The organism is Paenibacillus sp. N3.4, from assembly GCF_008017805.1.
Lineage (GTDB): Bacteria > Bacillota > Bacilli > Paenibacillales > NBRC-103111 > Paenibacillus_E.
On record NZ_VRTT01000014.1, the window covers coordinates 25,900 to 42,610 of the forward strand.

Annotated in this window: 15 protein-coding genes and 1 pseudogene; 7 read left to right on the top strand and 9 right to left on the bottom strand. The window is 43.1% G+C overall.

Annotated features, from left to right (window positions below; all coding sequences use genetic code 11):
* Window positions 1–731: 731 nt before the first annotated feature.
* The gene (locus FU659_RS09410; RefSeq protein WP_147947340.1) at window positions 732–914 is read left to right on the top strand and encodes a hypothetical protein; all 183 of its coding nucleotides are present in this window, start codon (window positions 732–734) and stop codon (window positions 912–914) included.
* Window positions 915–1,364: 450 nt separating this feature from the next.
* Here the strand turns inward: FU659_RS09410 and FU659_RS09415 are convergent, their stop codons facing one another.
* From FU659_RS09415 to FU659_RS09425, 3 genes are all read right to left on the bottom strand, one after another.
* Entirely contained in the window at window positions 1,365–2,642 is a 1,278-nt protein-coding gene (locus FU659_RS09415; protein ID WP_187274028.1) for a DUF4179 domain-containing protein, read from the bottom strand.
* Between the two features lie 61 nt (window positions 2,643–2,703).
* The gene (locus FU659_RS09420) at window positions 2,704–4,587 is read right to left on the bottom strand and encodes a M56 family metallopeptidase (RefSeq protein WP_147947342.1); all 1,884 of its coding nucleotides are present in this window, start codon (window positions 4,585–4,587) and stop codon (window positions 2,704–2,706) included.
* Between the two features lie 12 nt (window positions 4,588–4,599).
* The gene (locus tag FU659_RS09425) at window positions 4,600–5,010 is read right to left on the bottom strand and encodes a BlaI/MecI/CopY family transcriptional regulator (RefSeq protein ID WP_147947343.1); all 411 of its coding nucleotides are present in this window, start codon (window positions 5,008–5,010) and stop codon (window positions 4,600–4,602) included.
* Between the two features lie 459 nt (window positions 5,011–5,469).
* Between FU659_RS09425 and FU659_RS09430 the strand changes: the two genes are divergently transcribed.
* From FU659_RS09430 to FU659_RS35305, 4 genes are all read left to right on the top strand, one after another.
* Window positions 5,470–6,063 carry a C40 family peptidase gene (locus FU659_RS09430; RefSeq protein ID WP_261807722.1) on the top strand — a complete coding sequence of 198 codons (594 nt, stop codon included), beginning with the start codon at window positions 5,470–5,472 and terminating at the stop codon, window positions 6,061–6,063.
* 141 nt (window positions 6,064–6,204) lie between these two features.
* Window positions 6,205–7,329, top strand: a complete 1,125-nt coding sequence (locus FU659_RS09435) for an amidase domain-containing protein (RefSeq protein ID WP_147947344.1) — start codon at window positions 6,205–6,207, stop codon at window positions 7,327–7,329.
* A gap of 92 nt (window positions 7,330–7,421) precedes the next feature.
* Window positions 7,422–8,585 carry an oligosaccharide flippase family protein gene (locus tag FU659_RS09440; RefSeq protein ID WP_147947345.1) on the top strand — a complete coding sequence of 388 codons (1,164 nt, stop codon included), beginning with the start codon at window positions 7,422–7,424 and terminating at the stop codon, window positions 8,583–8,585.
* A 20-nt stretch (window positions 8,586–8,605) separates the two neighbouring features.
* A complete protein-coding gene (locus tag FU659_RS35305) occupies window positions 8,606–8,776 on the top strand; it encodes a hypothetical protein (RefSeq protein ID WP_483874504.1) in 171 nt (56 codons plus the stop codon).
* 334 nt (window positions 8,777–9,110) lie between these two features.
* Here FU659_RS35305 and FU659_RS09450 read toward each other — a convergent pair.
* From FU659_RS09450 to FU659_RS36290, 3 genes and pseudogenes are all read right to left on the bottom strand, one after another.
* Window positions 9,111–9,400, bottom strand: a pseudogene (locus FU659_RS09450) (MazG nucleotide pyrophosphohydrolase domain-containing protein).
* A gap of 120 nt (window positions 9,401–9,520) precedes the next feature.
* Window positions 9,521–9,811 (bottom strand): discoidin domain-containing protein, encoded by a 291-nt coding sequence (locus FU659_RS09455; RefSeq protein WP_261807728.1) that lies wholly within the window; start codon window positions 9,809–9,811, stop codon window positions 9,521–9,523.
* 82 nt (window positions 9,812–9,893) lie between these two features.
* On the bottom strand, window positions 9,894–10,061 hold the full coding sequence (locus tag FU659_RS36290) for a hypothetical protein (protein ID WP_222708514.1): 168 nt from the start codon (window positions 10,059–10,061) through the stop codon (window positions 9,894–9,896).
* Window positions 10,062–10,449: 388 nt separating this feature from the next.
* On the opposite strand from FU659_RS36290, the gene FU659_RS09460 reads away from it, so the two are divergent.
* Complete coding sequence (locus FU659_RS09460; RefSeq protein WP_147947349.1) at window positions 10,450–10,674, top strand: hypothetical protein; 225 nt, start codon at window positions 10,450–10,452, stop codon at window positions 10,672–10,674.
* Between the two features lie 172 nt (window positions 10,675–10,846).
* On the opposite strand, the gene FU659_RS36295 is transcribed toward FU659_RS09460, so the two are convergent.
* Window positions 10,847–11,020 carry a hypothetical protein gene (locus FU659_RS36295; protein WP_222708515.1) on the bottom strand — a complete coding sequence of 58 codons (174 nt, stop codon included), beginning with the start codon at window positions 11,018–11,020 and terminating at the stop codon, window positions 10,847–10,849.
* 71 nt (window positions 11,021–11,091) lie between these two features.
* Between FU659_RS36295 and FU659_RS09465 the strand changes: the two genes are divergently transcribed.
* Window positions 11,092–12,234, top strand: coding sequence for a PepSY-associated TM helix domain-containing protein (locus tag FU659_RS09465; RefSeq protein ID WP_187274031.1), 1,143 nt, complete (start codon window positions 11,092–11,094; stop codon window positions 12,232–12,234).
* 94 nt (window positions 12,235–12,328) lie between these two features.
* On the opposite strand, the gene FU659_RS09470 is transcribed toward FU659_RS09465, so the two are convergent.
* Together FU659_RS09470 and FU659_RS09475 are read right to left on the bottom strand one after the other, a co-directional pair.
* Window positions 12,329–12,934, bottom strand: a complete 606-nt coding sequence (locus FU659_RS09470; protein WP_147947351.1) for a DUF2238 domain-containing protein — start codon at window positions 12,932–12,934, stop codon at window positions 12,329–12,331.
* A gap of 221 nt (window positions 12,935–13,155) precedes the next feature.
* Window positions 13,156–16,710 (bottom strand): S-layer homology domain-containing protein, encoded by a 3,555-nt coding sequence (locus FU659_RS09475; protein WP_187274032.1) that lies wholly within the window; start codon window positions 16,708–16,710, stop codon window positions 13,156–13,158.
* Window position 16,711: the final 1 nt, after the last annotated feature.

Here is a 16,711-nt window from a genome sequence, read left to right on the forward strand (position 1 = left end):
AAAAACTTGATTACGCTATGTTAAACATTTTGTGAAACCTTTTTAAATAAACGAATGCCTGAGGAAATTCTTACATTCACTTTTCTAATTTCAGTGATAGAGACCGAGAAAAACAAATTCATGGGGATTCGTTTCATCCAAGGTAAACGTTTACATATACAGTTAGCTTACACAAATCTTTAGAAGCTCTTACCATTCTTGGTATGCAAAAGACTGCTTACTGTTTGCTTACTTGCTCTTGTTAATATTTCAGGAGGATACCGAAAAAACAGTTCCTGTGGATATTTCAATACATTGTTTAGGTAAACGTTTACATGTTTAATTAACAAACCATAATTGTTCAATCGCTCTTCCCATTCCTGGTATGGAAACTGCCTTTTTTAGATACTTTTGTCAAAGTGTCAGTTGGGGTGAACGAGAAAACAATGCTACGGATATTTAATAAATTGATTAAGTAAACGTTTACATGAGACGACATAAAAAATATTCAAATATGAATGACATGTTCATTACGGCTAATTTCAATAATGTAAAATATAAACTAAATATTACCACCTTTGTTTATAAAGTCAAGAATTTAAATTGCCTGAAAAACGATCAAAATGCAAATGCTAATATCTTCTTATTTGGATCCAACCAACATTAATCTAATCATCTCTGTATAACAGCGAGCTTACAAAGTCATAATATAGTTCGAAGTATACAGCCATTAAAAAAGGAGCTATGTGGAAATGACATCAAGCAGAGGACATCAAGGGGCTCATGGAATTGGACAAATTGAAGAACAATTGAACAATCAAGCTGAAGCAGCGGAGCAAATTCAAGGGAAAAATAAGGTTGATCAAGAAATTATCGCTGCAGCCAATGAGCAAAATTCAGAACTTGATGAAATTATCGAACGTGAGACAACATAGAATTAATAACTCAAACTTCGCAGAGCGAAATTGGTTTCAAAGCCTTGATATACATAGCTGAATCGGGATTATCATTAATCCCTTGCAATATAGAAAACACCGCTTCTGTTCGGTATAGTGATTGTGTCGAGCAATACACTGCCACACAGAAGCGGTGTCCTTTATATGATAGGCAAAAGGAACCGTGCAATCAACTACCAAAAGAAATTAAACCCGCATTTTACATTGCATAGCTTCAAGAAGATAGTAACCGCCTTCATTTATATCGTTGAAAACGATTTTACCCAGCATCCTCCTCTCCTTTTCAGAAAATCGCGAGTGCGCACTCGATTCATTATGAAGCCGGAAAAGCCTCAAATATTGTCGTAATGAACAATGTCCCCCAGGTCCCATCCTGCGTAAATTCCCTGAACAAAAATAAGCTGCCCCGCAAATGGGACAGCCAACGGATTAAGGTTTGACAGGAAGCGTTATTTCCAACTCCGGGTTATGTTTCGGCTCAGGGTTATCTTGGAAGGTTGAAACAAACGTTATACTGGATTGGGGATCGATGACAGGGAAGTCCTCAACATACGTATTGGTTTTCCGATCAACCAATTTTCTTAGCACACCGTATATCTTCTGGCCAGCCCCATCTTCAATAAATAAATCCAAATAGTACGGGTGTAGACCTTCAGTTTGGAAACGAACCTCGGTTTTATCGGTGCCATAGGAGATATCCGTAATTTTCACCAATCCCGACGCACTTCTTTTCAGCACAATCGGCTTCTCGGCTGTCGGCATATGCTCTACTGCCGCCTTGTGAATCACTGGTAATGTAAATACCGATTCTTCACGGGCAAATTCGATCTTGATCGATTCGGGAACTGTCTGGAAAGGGGTGAAAGAACCAATAAATTCATAGGAGTATCCGGTTTCTGTAGGTTCGAACTTGACCAAGTCTTCTCCTCCCGGCAGGTACTTCGTTCCTTCCTCATCTTCTATTCTCATGTGATCTTGATAAAAACCGCTATTCAGATGCTTCGGAAAGTTAAGCTCAAACCTGACTGCCGTCATGTTCGGGGTAATCGCAATCTCCTTGACCGTGTACGTCAACTCGCCTGACTTCTTGGTTATCATCGGTTTAAGTATCTTTGTTTCTTTATAAACGGATTTCTTGACAGGAATCGTCAGTTCCCACGGCACTGGCGTACTGTTGGGCGAAGTTTGATGCAGAGAACGGAAATCCTGGAACTTCATCTCGAACTCATCGGGAAATCGGCCCGCATTGGCCCAGGTTACGCTATGCATCGTGGTTTGTTCGTCAATCGGCTCGGACCAATGGCGACTAAGATTTCCGATTTCCTTGCCGCCGAGCGAAATCACCGGGTTGGTCGAAGACTTTTCTTGACCATGATGCTCCACATAACCGACGGACAATCGCGCATCATCAAACAATATTTCCTTCACTGTAATCGTAACGTCGTTTTTAGTAATGCTTTGATTGACCAGGGATACCGTACCGTTTTTGACAGCTTGTTTCAGCTCGCAATCCATGGAATGAAGAAATGGAGACACCGTTCCGCTTTCGCCGACTGGTTCCCGTTCGAAGAAACACTGATACGGGGACACTGAGGCGGAAACTTCTGCCGCCACGGCCATGGGTGTAACGGATGAGGCTCCAAATAAGGTAAAGGCGATCAGTGCAGCGGCAGAAACTACGGCCAAACGTCGTACTTTATTGTTCATTGCATTAAATACAGGCATCATTTACAACAATCCTTTCCCGATTGGTTTGCTTGATGGTAACTTATTCATTCCCTTTAGTGGAATGCACATTGTCTCCATACTGTTTATACACATTTGCATCCGGTTGTTTCATAGAGGAAACTATCGTTATGATTTCTTGATCCGTTACGTTGCCCGTTACTTGAAATTGATACTGGACTCCTTGATCCTCCAAAATATAATATCTCTTCTCGCTTTGACCCGAGACAGCTTCCGTCACTTTCATTGCGTACTGTTCCTTTATTCGCAAAAAGTTGGAGCTCACCGACCACTCTCCGCTTTTAGTTGCTGATTGTTCAATATTTTTGTATACCGTTTTCAGGTCGTCGCCTCCATTAATAGCGAAAAACTCCAAATTGCCGGACACAGCCTCTCCTTGACGCTGAACGAAGCGCATCGCTACTTCTGTACGCTTGCTTCCATCAACCTCTTTCTTATTAAGATGGACCTGTTCGAAGCGATACTCTTCAGGCAAAGCATTCGGAATTTTAAATTTGAAGCCAGCATCCTTGACCGCTTTCTCCAAACGGTTTACGGTCCGAGCAGGGAGAGGGACAGGGGCAGCTTTTTCTTCTTCGACGGCTACCGTTTCTTTAACGGCTTCCGCTGCAGCTGCTTGAACCGCATTATCCCGGTTGAGTACGGGAGATGAAGCGGCATTTCCGTTTTGGACGGTATCCGCCGCGCCTTCAGCATATTTATCCCGATCATTATGAATCGGGTCAAGACCCCCACCTCTATAGGCAGGCTCTGAATCATGTGGATTAGAGTCTCCATCTGATTCCCCGATGTTCTGCCAGACGGGCTGAACGAGTTTACTCAACCCCGTCGGCTCCGCTGCATTGGTTAACGTCATGACGCTCATGGCGGCGACGCATAAAACGGCCATGGTTGAAAGCTTATACGTTCCTTTCTTGAACGATTTGATCATCGTAATTCTCCTCGTCACCAGATTGCGATGGTTCGATCCGTTGAAATAAAGCAGATTCGGCCGATTCCGGCTGGTCGTATAAAGCTTCAGAAATTCAATAATCGTCATCCCGTACAGTATCGCTTCGTCTTCTCCAAGAACCTCCAATGCATAGGCGTCGCAGGCTAACTCTCTGTCCGCTTTCATTTTTGCGATGCATATCCATATGAAAGGATTCATCCAGTGGATCGCCAGAACGAAGCTGCCGACCAAATTCCAGGCGATATCTTTTCTTTTATAATGAGCCAATTCATGTGCAAAGAGATGGTAAAGCTGGTCATCGCTTAGTTGCTTCCCCAGCGCTTCAGGAATATAAATCCACGGAGCAATGGCCCCGGAAATATAAGGGCTTTTCATTTCGTATCCTGCATACAACGGAATGGGCTGCTTAATGCCGAATTTCCTCCTGCAATCGTTCATAACGGATAGGATACGAGGATCTGTTACAATCCGGAGCGTCTTGCGTTTGCTCCTTAGCTTCCGCATATAAACGAGCAAGTAGAGAAGGATTGCGACCGCTCCCGCAAGCCATATGGCCGAAACGATTTGTAAAGCAAGCGTATATTTGTTTGCGGAAGACAGTACCGGGCTTTCGGGTTCTTGCGGCGATGCGGCTTCCGTGACCGGAAGATGGGTCTGAAGCGGGACGTTATTCCCATTCTGAAAAGGTTGTATCCCCTCATTATTTTGGGATAACAGCTTCGGTTCGGTTTCCATATGCGACGTATATTGCACAGCATTAAACAAGCTTAAAGGGCTGTTGGGAAAATCGGGCAAAAGCAGCCGAATGAGCACAATCAGCCACAGCGCATGCCTCATACGCGGACTCATATGGCGATGAAACAAAGCTTGGATTGCAATGACCAACAGCCCAACGGCGCTTGCCGCCAGTGTCGAGTAACAAAACCATAAAAACATACTGCTTACCATATCCATCTGCTTACCTCTTTATTGATCTTCATCGGATCCTCGTTCCTTGGATCTTCTCTCTTTTTTCTCCGTCAAAAGCTTATGAAGCTTGTCGATCTCCTGCTGCGATAAATCGGTTTCCTCCAAAAAATTCGTTACCATGATGTCGGCCGCTCCGTTAAACACCCTTTTGAGAAACGACTGGCTCTCGGCCCGAATGCATTCTTTCTCTGCTACTAGCGGGAAGTACAGATAGCTTCTTCCCGCTTTCTTGAAGCCGATCACCTTTTTTTTCAAAAGCCTGTTGACGAACGTCCGCACCGTCTGATCGCTCCATTCAATCCCGCCGGGTAACTGGAGTACGATTTGCTCCGCGGTCAAGGGACTTTGCTTCCAGACAACCTTCATAATTTCCCATTCGGCTTCCGATATTTTTGGAACGTTGTCCATGCTTCTACTCCTTTCCGAATTCAACTATTACAAATGTAATAATAACCCCACGAAATTAATATTACATTTGTAATAGTTGTTTGTCAATATATTCCTCATGAACGTAATTTCCTAAGCTACAAAGAAGCCGTCAAAAGCAATGCTTTTGAACGGCTCTCTTTGACCCTGCGGCTCCAGGCTATGGATAGCGTGTTCAACCGCGTCTTGTTAATGAAATCGAGCGTCGACGGCCCCATACAGCGTCAGGCCGAATAATGTATGCGTAATCGTGTCCACTTTCGCAAGCTCACCTCATCCTTCAAATATAGCGAAATGCCAGGCTGGAGGGAAGCTACAGCTTTGCAACGATTACTGCGAATGAATGACACCAACATCTTTGTCCATATAACCTCCACCATTTACCTAGAATAGATAATAGCCTGAAAAATCATACTTTAATTATCTCTGGGAGGTGGCTATATGAACAAAAGATTTTATTCAAATGCGTTAAAGAAACTTCTAATGCTCACGCTTCTTTTTGGGGGATTGTCAGCCTGCAGTCTAAAAAAAGGATCTGACACAGCCGATAGAGTTAAACCCTACAGCGCTGATAATGAGAGACCCATTAAGGTTAATGAAGCGGCAGATAAAACTCAATGGGAAAAGACTGCGGATGCGATTATTGCAGAGGGGAAGCGTTATATGGGAACTCCCTATGTTTACGGCACGGAGAGATTTAATGATAAAGCCTTCGATTGTTCTTCTTACGTGCAATATCTTTACGGTCAACACGGTATTCCTTTAGGCTATAATGCAAGAGAACAGGCTGTGCAAGGAGAAGAGATACCGTTTATTAATTTACGTAAAGGAGATATTATGTTTTTCTCCGATGAAGATTTTCCAAACGAGACTGGGTTAAATAAAGTTAGGCATGTCGGCATTTATATGGGGGAGGGACAAATTCTCCACACTTATGAGCAAGGAACTGGAGTAATCATCAGTAATATTCATAAAGATAAAAAAGAAGGGGAATATTGGTATCAGCATTATCTGTTTGCTAGGAGAGTCATTTAGATTCCTTATCGACAAAGGGCAGCCGGGATGGAATTCTTCTCAGCGCCCTTTTCATGGATAAGATTCCTTGGTAAGCGTCAAAATAGATAGATATTATCTATATATATGTCGGGTTCTTGCCGGGAGGTAGCTATTAAAGATATGAAAATAAATCGTTTGAAATGGCTTACGATCATCTTGGTCGCACTTCTTTGTCCAATCCACGTTTTTGCTGAGGACACCACCGATGAAACTGAAAATATACAAGCTTTTTTAATAAAACTGTTCAACGAAAGATCACGGTTTTTAATTGATCAACGACCGGAAACGATACATCATTTTTATGAAAAAACGGATAGATTGAGTCAGTACGCATATGAGCAGGAACTGTTGCGAAGCAACTACATCAATTCCTGGGCCGAAAAAAGAGGCGTCGCTTTTTCAGCTGCGAAAAGCAATATCCGAGTTAACCGCATTAAAAGACAAGGAAATATAGCAAGGGTTTCGTTAAACCAAAGCTTACAATTAAGCTATGTTTTCATTTCCGACAAGTATAATCCCCAATCTTTTGGTATTGGAACAAGGCATGGATTAACCCTTAAAAAAATGAATGGCGAATGGGTGGTGCTAAGAGAATGGTACACCGATCCGCTTTCGGAAAATCCGAAATTAATACCGGAATTCACCGGATTCCCAAATCCCGCTTTCTTGAAATACCAAACAACTACCCTACAGACCGGCGAAAAAGCAAAGCGGAGATACAATAGAGAACAGGCCGTACAATATGCAAATAAATATGCAGGGGCAGCATGGGGTGCAGGCAACGATCATCGTTATAACAAAAAGTATTTGGATTATACGTATCAGGGGGGCGATTGCACCAGCTTTGCTTCTCAAGTGCTCGGGGATAAGGACGAAGGCGGCGGCTTAAAAATGAAATCGGGCTGGCATTATCGTTCAGAGGGAAGCCAAGCTTGGGTACGGACGGATACCTTCAAAAATTTCTTATTGCATAGCGGTTATGGCAGCCTCGTCGCCAAAGGGTACTTTACAGATGTAGTTAAACCTACAGAAAAATATCCGGGTGGAGCTCTTGCAGCATTACAGCCGGGAGATCTAATTGCTTATGAAATGGATGGGGATATCGATCATTTTTCGATCTTCGTTGGTTTTGACTATTATGGATATCCGCTTGTCAATTCGCATACCGCGGACCGATATCGCGTGCCCTTCGATCTCGGCTGGGATCAAAATACGAAGTATTTATTAATACACATCAATGACTAAGACTGACTTGTTCACATCGAATCATATCTAGGCGACTTGTACAATAAGATAATTAAGACAAAGCGCTATAGGTATTGATTTGAGGTGAAACCATGAGATTACCCGAACTGGCAACACAGATGGCTCTTCGTACGGGTTCTATTTTCCTTGTTAAGGTAATAGGTTTTTTTGCCCGAATTGTGTTATTCCGGATGCTCGGATCCGAAGGTATAGGACTTTATCAAATGGCCTATTCGGTGTACGCGCTTATTCTTACTGTCATTGTGGGAGGATTTCCTACGGCAATCTTCCTTTCTACAGCCAGAGACCGCAAACTTGGGTGGCAGTTATTTAAAGGAACAGCCATTTTTCTTGCCTTGTTCGGCATCGTATTAGGGTTTTATTGCTATCGTCTTGCGTCTCCAATCTCTCTCCTGCTGGGTGATCCTCATCTAGAATTTGCCTTGCAATGTATTGCCCCAGCTATAGCGATTGTTCCGTTCCTTAGTTTGCTACGCGGATATCTACAAGCAATGGAATTTAACAGTTATATTGCGGTATCAGAGATTATTGAACAGTTGTTTCGCATTGCTGTCATGATTACGATTACAACCGCATGGTTACGTTTCGGTGTTCCTTATGCTGTCGGCGCTTCGATGCTGGGAGCTCCCGCAGGTGCTTTCGCAGCTTTATGCTTTTTACTGATCATACTTGTAGTTTCTACCTTTCGCAAACTGGACTTTAGCTTTAAAACACCTGCGTGGCGGCAGCTGAAAAATCCCGGTGTTTTTTGGTTTATTTTGACCGCGATCTCCATCCTTGCCACACGTTTAATTGTTCCCACATCTGATTTTCTCGATGCTATCCTTATTCCCAATCGGCTGCAAGCTGCAGGCATGAGTGCCTCCGATGCAATTTCCGTTTACGGCATTATTACAGGAATGGCTACAACGATCGCGTATATGCCTTCTTTCGTTACATTTGCTTTGATTTACACCTTATCTACCAAATTCACAACAGATTGGCAGGCAGGCAGGAAAGATAGATTTGCGCAGCGTACAAAAGCGGCCATGAATGTCGTTTGGCTCTGGGGATGCGGATCTGCTTTGGTTTTGTTCTTTTACGCAGGGGATCTTTCGAACTTGTTATTTTCGAACAGTTTGGCGGAAACCAGTATTCGCTATATGTCATTAGTTCCCTTATTATCAGGGATTCGAGAACTTTCTATGATTGCTTTGTGGGGAATCGGAGAAAGAAAATACCTCTCTTTGGGCTAGTCATCGGTGTTATTTGCTCATTGGCGCTAAATTATTATTTACTGGCCATTCCCGGTTTCGCCTATGCAGGAGCGGCTATCGGTATAATTTCATTGGAATTGATTGCTACCTTATGGAATTTGAACAAGCTGAGAACCCATATGCAAGGGTTTCAAAAAGGATTAACTTCCGGTACATTCTTCATCATTTAATTTTTGCCGTAAGTTTGTTTTTGACCAGAATGGCATTTCAAGCTGTTCAGCTTCCCTACCAATCTATTGTTGAAATCATACTTATCTATGTTTGCTTGATCCTTTATATTTTAATGTGTTTTCTTAAAAATGAACGTCGACTTATTTTATGAATAGGAACACATGTACAATCGTCGACTTGGATCAAAATCATAAACAAAAAAGGAACCCAGCCAACGGGCGTGGGTCTCCTGCTTTTTTTAGTGTTATCGCGGGTATCCTATGATGATCGAAAAGCTCCTTAAGCCTTGGTTTACAAGCTTAAAGGGGCTCTTCCATTTTATGTATTTGAAACCTACTTCCAAGATCTCTTCTCATTTATCTCCATCTTACTTCTAAATGCATGTTCTAAATCAATATTAAGCTTATTTGCCAAGTCAAAGATATTCCACACAACATCGTACATCTCGTAACCCAAGTTTTCTTTAGATTCCTCATCAGGATGAAAAGAAACAGATAGAACCTCCTTTGCCAACTCTCCAACTTCTGTCATTAGGTACATCATCCTTTGTTCAATTGTACTGCTATCAAACCCTTTAATCTTGCTGTATTCACTAACATACTTTGAAACTCCGATGTATTCATTTTGTTGCTCCTCGCCTTTCTCTAGCATCTACTTTCCTATAATTATAGCGAGTTATGGGGTATTTGGGAAAATTTCATAGCATCATATATCAATGATGTGTTGGTAACCCAGTATTCCAATTAGTAAACCTCAATCTCTGCAAACGCCATTCGGTACCGATTGGCATCCGTCGGGTTCGGCCGCAGATTCGTTCCCTCTACCTTCACATATCGGGCTGTTACCGCTGAAAAACTAAAGCTTTGCACCGCATTGCCAGGCTGCGCATACGCCGTGCAAGTCATAGCTGTCGTCCAATTCACATTGTCCGTTGACGTCTTGATCGTGAAGTCGATGGGGAAATTTTGACCCACATTGCCTGTATCGTTTCGCGGATAAATGTCTACCTCGGCCATCGTCTTGCTGGATCCCATATCCAAGTAACAGACTCCGTATGGTTCGTCGTTAAACTATTGTTGCTCGTCCAGCCCATAGACCCTGAGGCAAGTTTAGACATCAAGGATGATACTCGGATCGCGGATGCGTGTTGCGGATGCCAACTACCCGTGTCAGTGCTGATTGTTGAATGTCAAAATTCAAATGACAGTCCATCGTCTTAAATTCATGCGGAAGTACATCTTTTGTTCGCCGAATCTTCCCTAAATCGAAAATTCCTGCTAACATACATGAATTTGGCGCTCTTCCTTGATTTCGTGCGGGAAAAGCTTGAAATACCTGCGTTCTAGCAGGTTTTATATTGTGCGTAGCTGATTTGATTGAAAAAAACGGCACTTTTGCAGGTTTTTAAAGCATGCTTTAAAGACAAGCTTTAAAAGCCACTCACCGAAGGTGCATCTTACACATTGACGATCCAAAATAGCAAAGCTTCGCCTCTACAATTCGGAGTTTGACGCCGACAAGCCGCGTCACTAAGCGCGATAAGGATTAACTTCAGGGCTGCTCATCTCCCACCGCTTTGTGATTGCAGAGCTTGGCGAGAAAGTCACGCCGTGGCATCTGACCTCGCTGGCATCTTGCCCATGAAAAGCTTCAAACGGGCGGAGCCCTCATCATGAATTTGTTCGGCAAAGGCGAACAGGGCCGGTTCATTCATGCCATTCAAATGACGCTTCGCGAGGCATTCGCTTATACGAAAGTGTACTTATTAAGCACGGATGGAGCCAGTGACGTGAAGAATATGATTTTAATCGACCGAGATAAGCCCATAGACTACTCCGTACGCCAGATTGCAGGATTCAAAGAGAGAATACTCTGGAGCAAGGGGAAAATGAACTGACCTGCCGCTTCACTTGTTCAAACAGGCTCAAAATCCGCCTTCCACACGCTGCACGCACTTCATCATATAAAAAGCACCGTTTTCTTCGAATATCGGACTTAACTGCCCAAGCGAGAGCTTCATCGCATTTTCCAACAGGAGAGGCACTGCCTCTGATGCTTGTCTTTGATTTTCACATCAAGTTCCAATTCGCCTTCATCCCCTGCGTAGCTTTCACGATCTCCATGATGCATCCCCCTTTTGCCTGCTTCTTCAGTGAAATTTTCAACCTTTTGAACATGAGTTTGCCATATCCCGCAATATTTATGTAAACATCCTTGACATATAAATTGATAATGATTATCATTATAAATGCCTTGATTAGGAATGATTATCATTATCATAGTAAAACGATTACAAAGAGTATCTACATCGAACATGGGGGATTTAAGTAATGAGAAAAGCAGTATTAACGATTCACCTTTTGCTCAGTCTGACTTTAGGTTTGTTCGTGGTGTTAACATGTACGACGGCAGTCTTCTGTTGATTGAGCCTGAGGTAGAAAGCTGGATGCATCCTGTTGACCACATATCAACACCAGGCAACGTCAGTCCAGCTGTGATTAAGCAGCAGGCCGAGGCAGCGCACCCCGGGTTTTCTGCGGATCGGATCGAGTATCCAAACAATGATTCGTTCTATCACGTTCATTTGGTTCAAGCTAGCGGCGGCAAAGAGAACTTCACCGTCTACGCGGACCCAGGTACAGGGGAGACTTTTGGGCGTGTGCAGACGGAACGTCTGGAGCCTTTTGCTACCATCTATCAGCTTCATCGCTATTTCTTGCTGACTTCGGTGATCGGGAAAATTCCGGCAGCATCCGTTGTAGGCATTCTAGGCATTGCGTTGATTCTTATGCTCGTGAGCGGTATTTACTTATGGTGGCCGGGACTTCGCAAATTAGCTAATGGCTTCCGAGTCGTTCTTAAACGCGGAAAACTTTTAAAACATATGAGTTTACATAAAACAATCGGTATTCTTTCCATTCCCTTCTTGCTAGTGCTGGCTTTAACAGGTACGCTCAATGCCTTTGAGAAATCGATTCCCACTTGGGTTGGCTTCAAAGCCAAAGAAGAAATTCCAGCGACAGCCTTGCAAAGCAAATCAAAAGATGCGGCCGCGCTTCCACTAGACCGTGCTGTTGAGATCGTGAAAGAATCCTACCCGGGTAGTCAACTGATTAAAATCCAGATTCCGCAAAAAGCGGGCCAATCCTATCAATTCGGCCTCAAAGAAGGATTTGCCGCTTCCCAAGGCAGCAATAGTACGGTTTATATGGATGCAGCCACAGGTTCTGTTTTATATAAAACGAATCCCAACTTGGCCATTAACTTTTACAATGCCTGGAGAAAAGGTCTCCATTTCGCGACATGGGGCGGCGAACCGCTCAAAATCATCAGCTTCTTTTTCGGCATGACGCCACTTGTGCTTATGATTACGGGACTTTTCATATGGCGTATCAAAGCCAATGCACGTAAACGCAGCCGTACGAAAACAGCCGCTGACTCTGTTGCAGCAGCTTAAACTTTTCCCAAACAATAAAAGGAGTTAAGCCGATTTCCTATGCTTAACTCCTTTTTGCTGCTCACGTTCTCGAACACGTAGCAAATCCCGTTCCTCACTTCTCGTCCAGCAGAGGCATTGTCTTGTGTTTTGCCTTTACGGTTAAGTAAATCGTGGTAGCTATAGCCCCTGCCGTGCCGCATATTATATCCGTCATTGTATCCACCAGGCTGCCATTTTGCGAGTTGAGACCGAAGAAATAATCTGTCGTGAATTCATATATTTCCCACACACCAGCCATGGCGATGGAAAAAAACAGACTTAGCCACAAAGCTACACGAGCATTGGGGACGCTTTTTTCCTCACTCCCATTAGCCTTTTTATAAATCAATAAACCTACGAAACACAAAATGACACCTGAAAAAAGATGCTCAAATTTATCCAAGTAGGGAATCACACTATAGAATCCCAACTCATTGGCAAGAATCATGGTGACAAAAATGAACAATAAAATAGAGAATCGTAGCGCAGCAAACATCGGGGTTTTCGTGAATTTTACCACAACTCGGATCAGCACCAGCACGCCAATTATTAAAGCAGCTTCCATTATTTTGGCCGGAACGCCTTTTATTAAAAAGTAAACAAAACAAACGGCGGCAATCACATACATCGCTAGCTCGAAAATATCGTTTCCTCTGTCTTTTTGTACTTTCGTTTGCATTTTCCTCACCTGCCTCGAATTAACTGACTATTTAAGTATCTTACTGCTGGCTCACACAAAAAACAAATGAGCAGCTTCAAGCAAGACAAAAAGAGTCCCACGAGTGTCGACTTAACCTACACCTTGGGACTCTTTCTACTCATCTTACCTCAGGTACGCATCCCGCGCATTGACAAAAAGGCCAAAAAGGGATGACATCGCCGGAACCAAAGTAATGTGATTTAATCAAGGGCCAACAATGCGTATACCATCTTGGCAGCTTCCGCACGTGTCGCATAATTATGGTTATCGTTGAAGCTGAAATGATCAGCAAGGTGATTAGCGTCTTTCCCCAACACACTGGCCGCTTTTTGCGCCATAGCCATCATATCTGGCTTCATTATTGTTCCGTTGGGATAAAAATTGCCTGTCTGATCTCCGTCCACAATGCCTTTCCCCGCTGCAGCAGTTATGGCCTCATAATTCGCATCGGTATCAGGTATATCCTTGAATGTTTTTGGAAAATCTGAATAATCATTCGGGATTTGAAGAGCTTTTGCAAGCATGACTGTAAAATCTGCTTTGGTAATAGGCTCCTCCGGCAAATAATTTTGTTTATCCGTGCTTGTTGTAATTCCCTTTGAAGCTAAATTATCGATATACGGTTTCGCCCAATAGTTTTCACTAACATCCTCGTATGTCTTTCCCTGCAGCTTTACCACAGTCATCGTGTAGGGTTTTAACGTTGTTTTTCCTGAAAAACCATCGATAGGTATGTTAGGCAGTGGATTTTTCTTTGGCTCTTGCCTCCAAATCGTATAATCATTAACAAGGAAATCGGGCACCGGGTCGCCTCCATAATTCCAAACTGCCATCATTTGTTGACCAGGTATAGAAACCTCTATTTCCTTATTGGTTCTATTGCTAAACACAACGGTTTTGACACCATTTTCATCACCTAGACCCCAGGCTCCTACGTCGTTCACTCTCAGGTCTTTACCATAAATATAGTCAGCGGGCATTGCATTGTTCATCATCCTGTAATTGCCGTTGGTCATATTCATATCATAATAATAAGCATTTTCTTTCAGTAACTCCCCAATTTCTCTAAATGTATAGTACGGGGGCAACACCACCATTCCTGCCTTATTAGCGACATCCAGCCGGTCTTGTACGACACCAAAAAACTGATTGTCAATTAGACAATGATAGGCTGAAACCTGCACGTTTCCGGTCTTTATAAAATTCAAGAATCTTTCCATATAATGCATCGCAAACGCGGGTGTTTTGCCCAGATGTATTCTTCCCTTTTCAGTTAAATTGGTTTCACCGCCAAAAATAAGCCCGCTGATCCCGCCGTATTCCGTAATCCAAATCTCCTTATTCGGAAATTGCTGAGATTGAGCTTTAATTAGCTGATATCGGTTTTCATTGTTCACATAAAGAAAGTCCATGAATTTATCTTGCGTCAAATCATCGACCGTATGGATGCCGGTATATTCATGTGGGATTACTGCATCATAGATATCCGGATTGGCTGCAATCGTCCTATTCCACTCTTCCCATCTCACATACCGGTTATGGGCTGTGTCGACCAAATCAAGCGGGTCATTGGGTTTATGCGCGTCCGGGTTGCCGACGATAATCGTCTCTTGCCACTTATCCAAAATGACGATACCCACTTTGATCGTTGGATCGATATGCTTGATCGCCGTGTACACATTTCGAGCTTTAACAACGTAGTCGGTAACCGACGGAAAAGCATTGCCATAATGATTCAGATAAAATTCATTTCCCATTTCGATGCGAATCGGCTGCTGGGAAAGACTACGGATCTGCTTCACCTCTTCAATGATGTCCTCCACGGACTGATAGGCAACATTGAGTACAAAAGTGCTTGGCAGATTAAGCTCATTCGGGCTCTTAAATATATCGTCTAGGAAAATGCCCTTTTTGCCATTATTTTTCCCGTTTACCGAGGTGTACTCGAATCCGGTAGTCACATTCGCATAACGGGGGTCATTCGCATTGACTAGCGAGCCGTCCTTATACAGATAATAATTTGCCGCTGTGCCGTCAGGTACTCGTAAGAGCTCTATGCCCAGATCCTTTATCAAGGAAATGTTTCGTGGACTGTACCATTGATCGGTTCGGCCCAGATCATTCAGCTTTGGATCATTCATGCCATAAAGGGCAGATGGGATTACTTGCTTTTCCCCATACACGGCAAATGAGGCAGTACTATGTTCCAATGCTGCGGCCGGAGTTACTATGACCTGGCAAGTTACGATAAGTTTGTTATCTGCTGTTATCGCTTTAATCACGGCATTCCCAGGCGATACGGCTGTTATTGCCCTTGCTTTTGAAGCGTTTCCTGTTAATTTAACGATTTGTTCGTTGCTGCTGCTCCATATAACACTATCATCTTCCAACTCAACAGTATCGGGTTCATAGATCACTCTCAAATTTTCAGTGTCCCCCACACGAAGATTCATCGTTGTTTTGTAAAACTGCAAGCTGCTAAGTATAGGACCTGTATAGGGATTATCTGCCGCTAAAGCAAACACCCGTACATCGTCCAGACTCGGTTTTAATAAGTTATGCCCGAATGTCACCGTTCTTTTTTGGGCTGTGTATAAGCCGCTATATAAACCCATGGTTTGATAAGCTGTTTCGTCTTTTTTCTTAATTTGTACGATGACCGAATTGCCATCAACCAATAATCTACAATCGTAACTGACCCCCGACTCTATAGTGTAATCTGCAAGCTTGGTTTCGCCAACGATGCCTGATTTGTAAAAGGATATTTTATTTTGTTTGACTAACAGCGAGTCATAATTATTGCTTTTGCTGTCACCTAGGTCAACTCTAAAAAAGGAGCCTGCTGTGGATACATCGGGAATAACGAGATTAAACGTTAAGAGAAATTTCGCCCATGACTTCCCTTTGATCCTTGCCTTTGAAACAGAGTTTGCGTCCTTGGCTACAAACCGTCCATCCACATATTGATAATTCATGTAATTACCTGAAGCGGCATCCCAATTGGCTGTTGCGACGCCAAAAGTATCCTCAAAGACATTAGGCCACGAAGCTGTCAACTGATCTACATTGGGAATTTGCGGATTATCAGCCGTCGGAGAATAGACCTTTACATCATCCAGACTAGGCTTTAAAAGGTTATGTCCGAAAGTTACCGTCCTTTTCACTGCTTCAAACAAGTTTGTATACATACCCATGGTTTGATAGACGGTTTGGTCTTTCTTCTTGATTTGCACGATGACCGAGTTGCCATCAACAAGTATTCTAAAATCGTAACTGACCCCCGATTCCATGGCGTAATCGGCAAGCTTGGTTTCGCCGACGATGCCTGATTTATAAAACGATATTTTATTTTGTTTCACTAACAAAGAATCATTGTTGCTGCTTTGGCTGTCGCCAAGGTCAACTCTAAAGAAAGAGCCAGCCGTCGATAGATCGGGGATCACCAGAGTAAACGTTAAAAGAAATGATGACCACGACTTTTCTTTGATCCTTGCTTTTGAACTAGAATTTGTATCCTTGGCTGCAAACCTTCCATCTAAATACTGATAATTCATGTAGTTACCCGAAGGAGCATCCCAATTGGCTGTGGGGCTGGCAAAAGCATCCTCAAAGACCACAGGCCATGAAGCTGATACCTGATCTACATCGGGAATATTTGATGTTTGTGCGGATACTTCGGCGGGTATTACGCTCATAACACTCAACAATAAAGTGAAGGCCATACATACACTAATAAATCTTTCGAAAACCTTCATT

What these genes read in the sequence shown, in the direction of transcription:
- FU659_RS09435 (WP_147947344.1), top strand. Translation starts at nt 6,205, where the DNA reads ATGAAAATAAATCGTTTGAAATGGCTTACGATCATCTTGGTCGCACTT.
- FU659_RS09425 (WP_147947343.1), bottom strand. Translation starts at nt 5,010, where the DNA reads ATGGACAACGTTCCAAAAATATCGGAAGCCGAATGGGAAATTATGAAG.
- FU659_RS09465 (WP_187274031.1), top strand. Translation starts at nt 11,092, where the DNA reads ATGGGGGATTTAAGTAATGAGAAAAGCAGTATTAACGATTCACCTTTT.
- FU659_RS09470 (WP_147947351.1), bottom strand. Translation starts at nt 12,934, where the DNA reads ATGCAAACGAAAGTACAAAAAGACAGAGGAAACGATATTTTCGAGCTA.
- FU659_RS09410 (WP_147947340.1), top strand. Translation starts at nt 732, where the DNA reads ATGACATCAAGCAGAGGACATCAAGGGGCTCATGGAATTGGACAAATT.
- FU659_RS09460 (WP_147947349.1), top strand. Translation starts at nt 10,450, where the DNA reads ATGAATTTGTTCGGCAAAGGCGAACAGGGCCGGTTCATTCATGCCATT.
- FU659_RS09415 (WP_187274028.1), bottom strand. Translation starts at nt 2,642, where the DNA reads ATGAACAATAAAGTACGACGTTTGGCCGTAGTTTCTGCCGCTGCACTG.
- FU659_RS09420 (WP_147947342.1), bottom strand. Translation starts at nt 4,587, where the DNA reads ATGGATATGGTAAGCAGTATGTTTTTATGGTTTTGTTACTCGACACTG.
- FU659_RS09455 (WP_261807728.1), bottom strand. Translation starts at nt 9,811, where the DNA reads ATGGGATCCAGCAAGACGATGGCCGAGGTAGACATTTATCCGCGAAAC.
- FU659_RS09440 (WP_147947345.1), top strand. Translation starts at nt 7,422, where the DNA reads ATGAGATTACCCGAACTGGCAACACAGATGGCTCTTCGTACGGGTTCT.
- FU659_RS09430 (WP_261807722.1), top strand. Translation starts at nt 5,470, where the DNA reads ATGAACAAAAGATTTTATTCAAATGCGTTAAAGAAACTTCTAATGCTC.
- FU659_RS36295 (WP_222708515.1), bottom strand. Translation starts at nt 11,020, where the DNA reads ATGATAATCATTATCAATTTATATGTCAAGGATGTTTACATAAATATT.
- FU659_RS09475 (WP_187274032.1), bottom strand. Translation starts at nt 16,710, where the DNA reads ATGAAGGTTTTCGAAAGATTTATTAGTGTATGTATGGCCTTCACTTTA.
- FU659_RS36290 (WP_222708514.1), bottom strand. Translation starts at nt 10,061, where the DNA reads ATGTTAGCAGGAATTTTCGATTTAGGGAAGATTCGGCGAACAAAAGAT.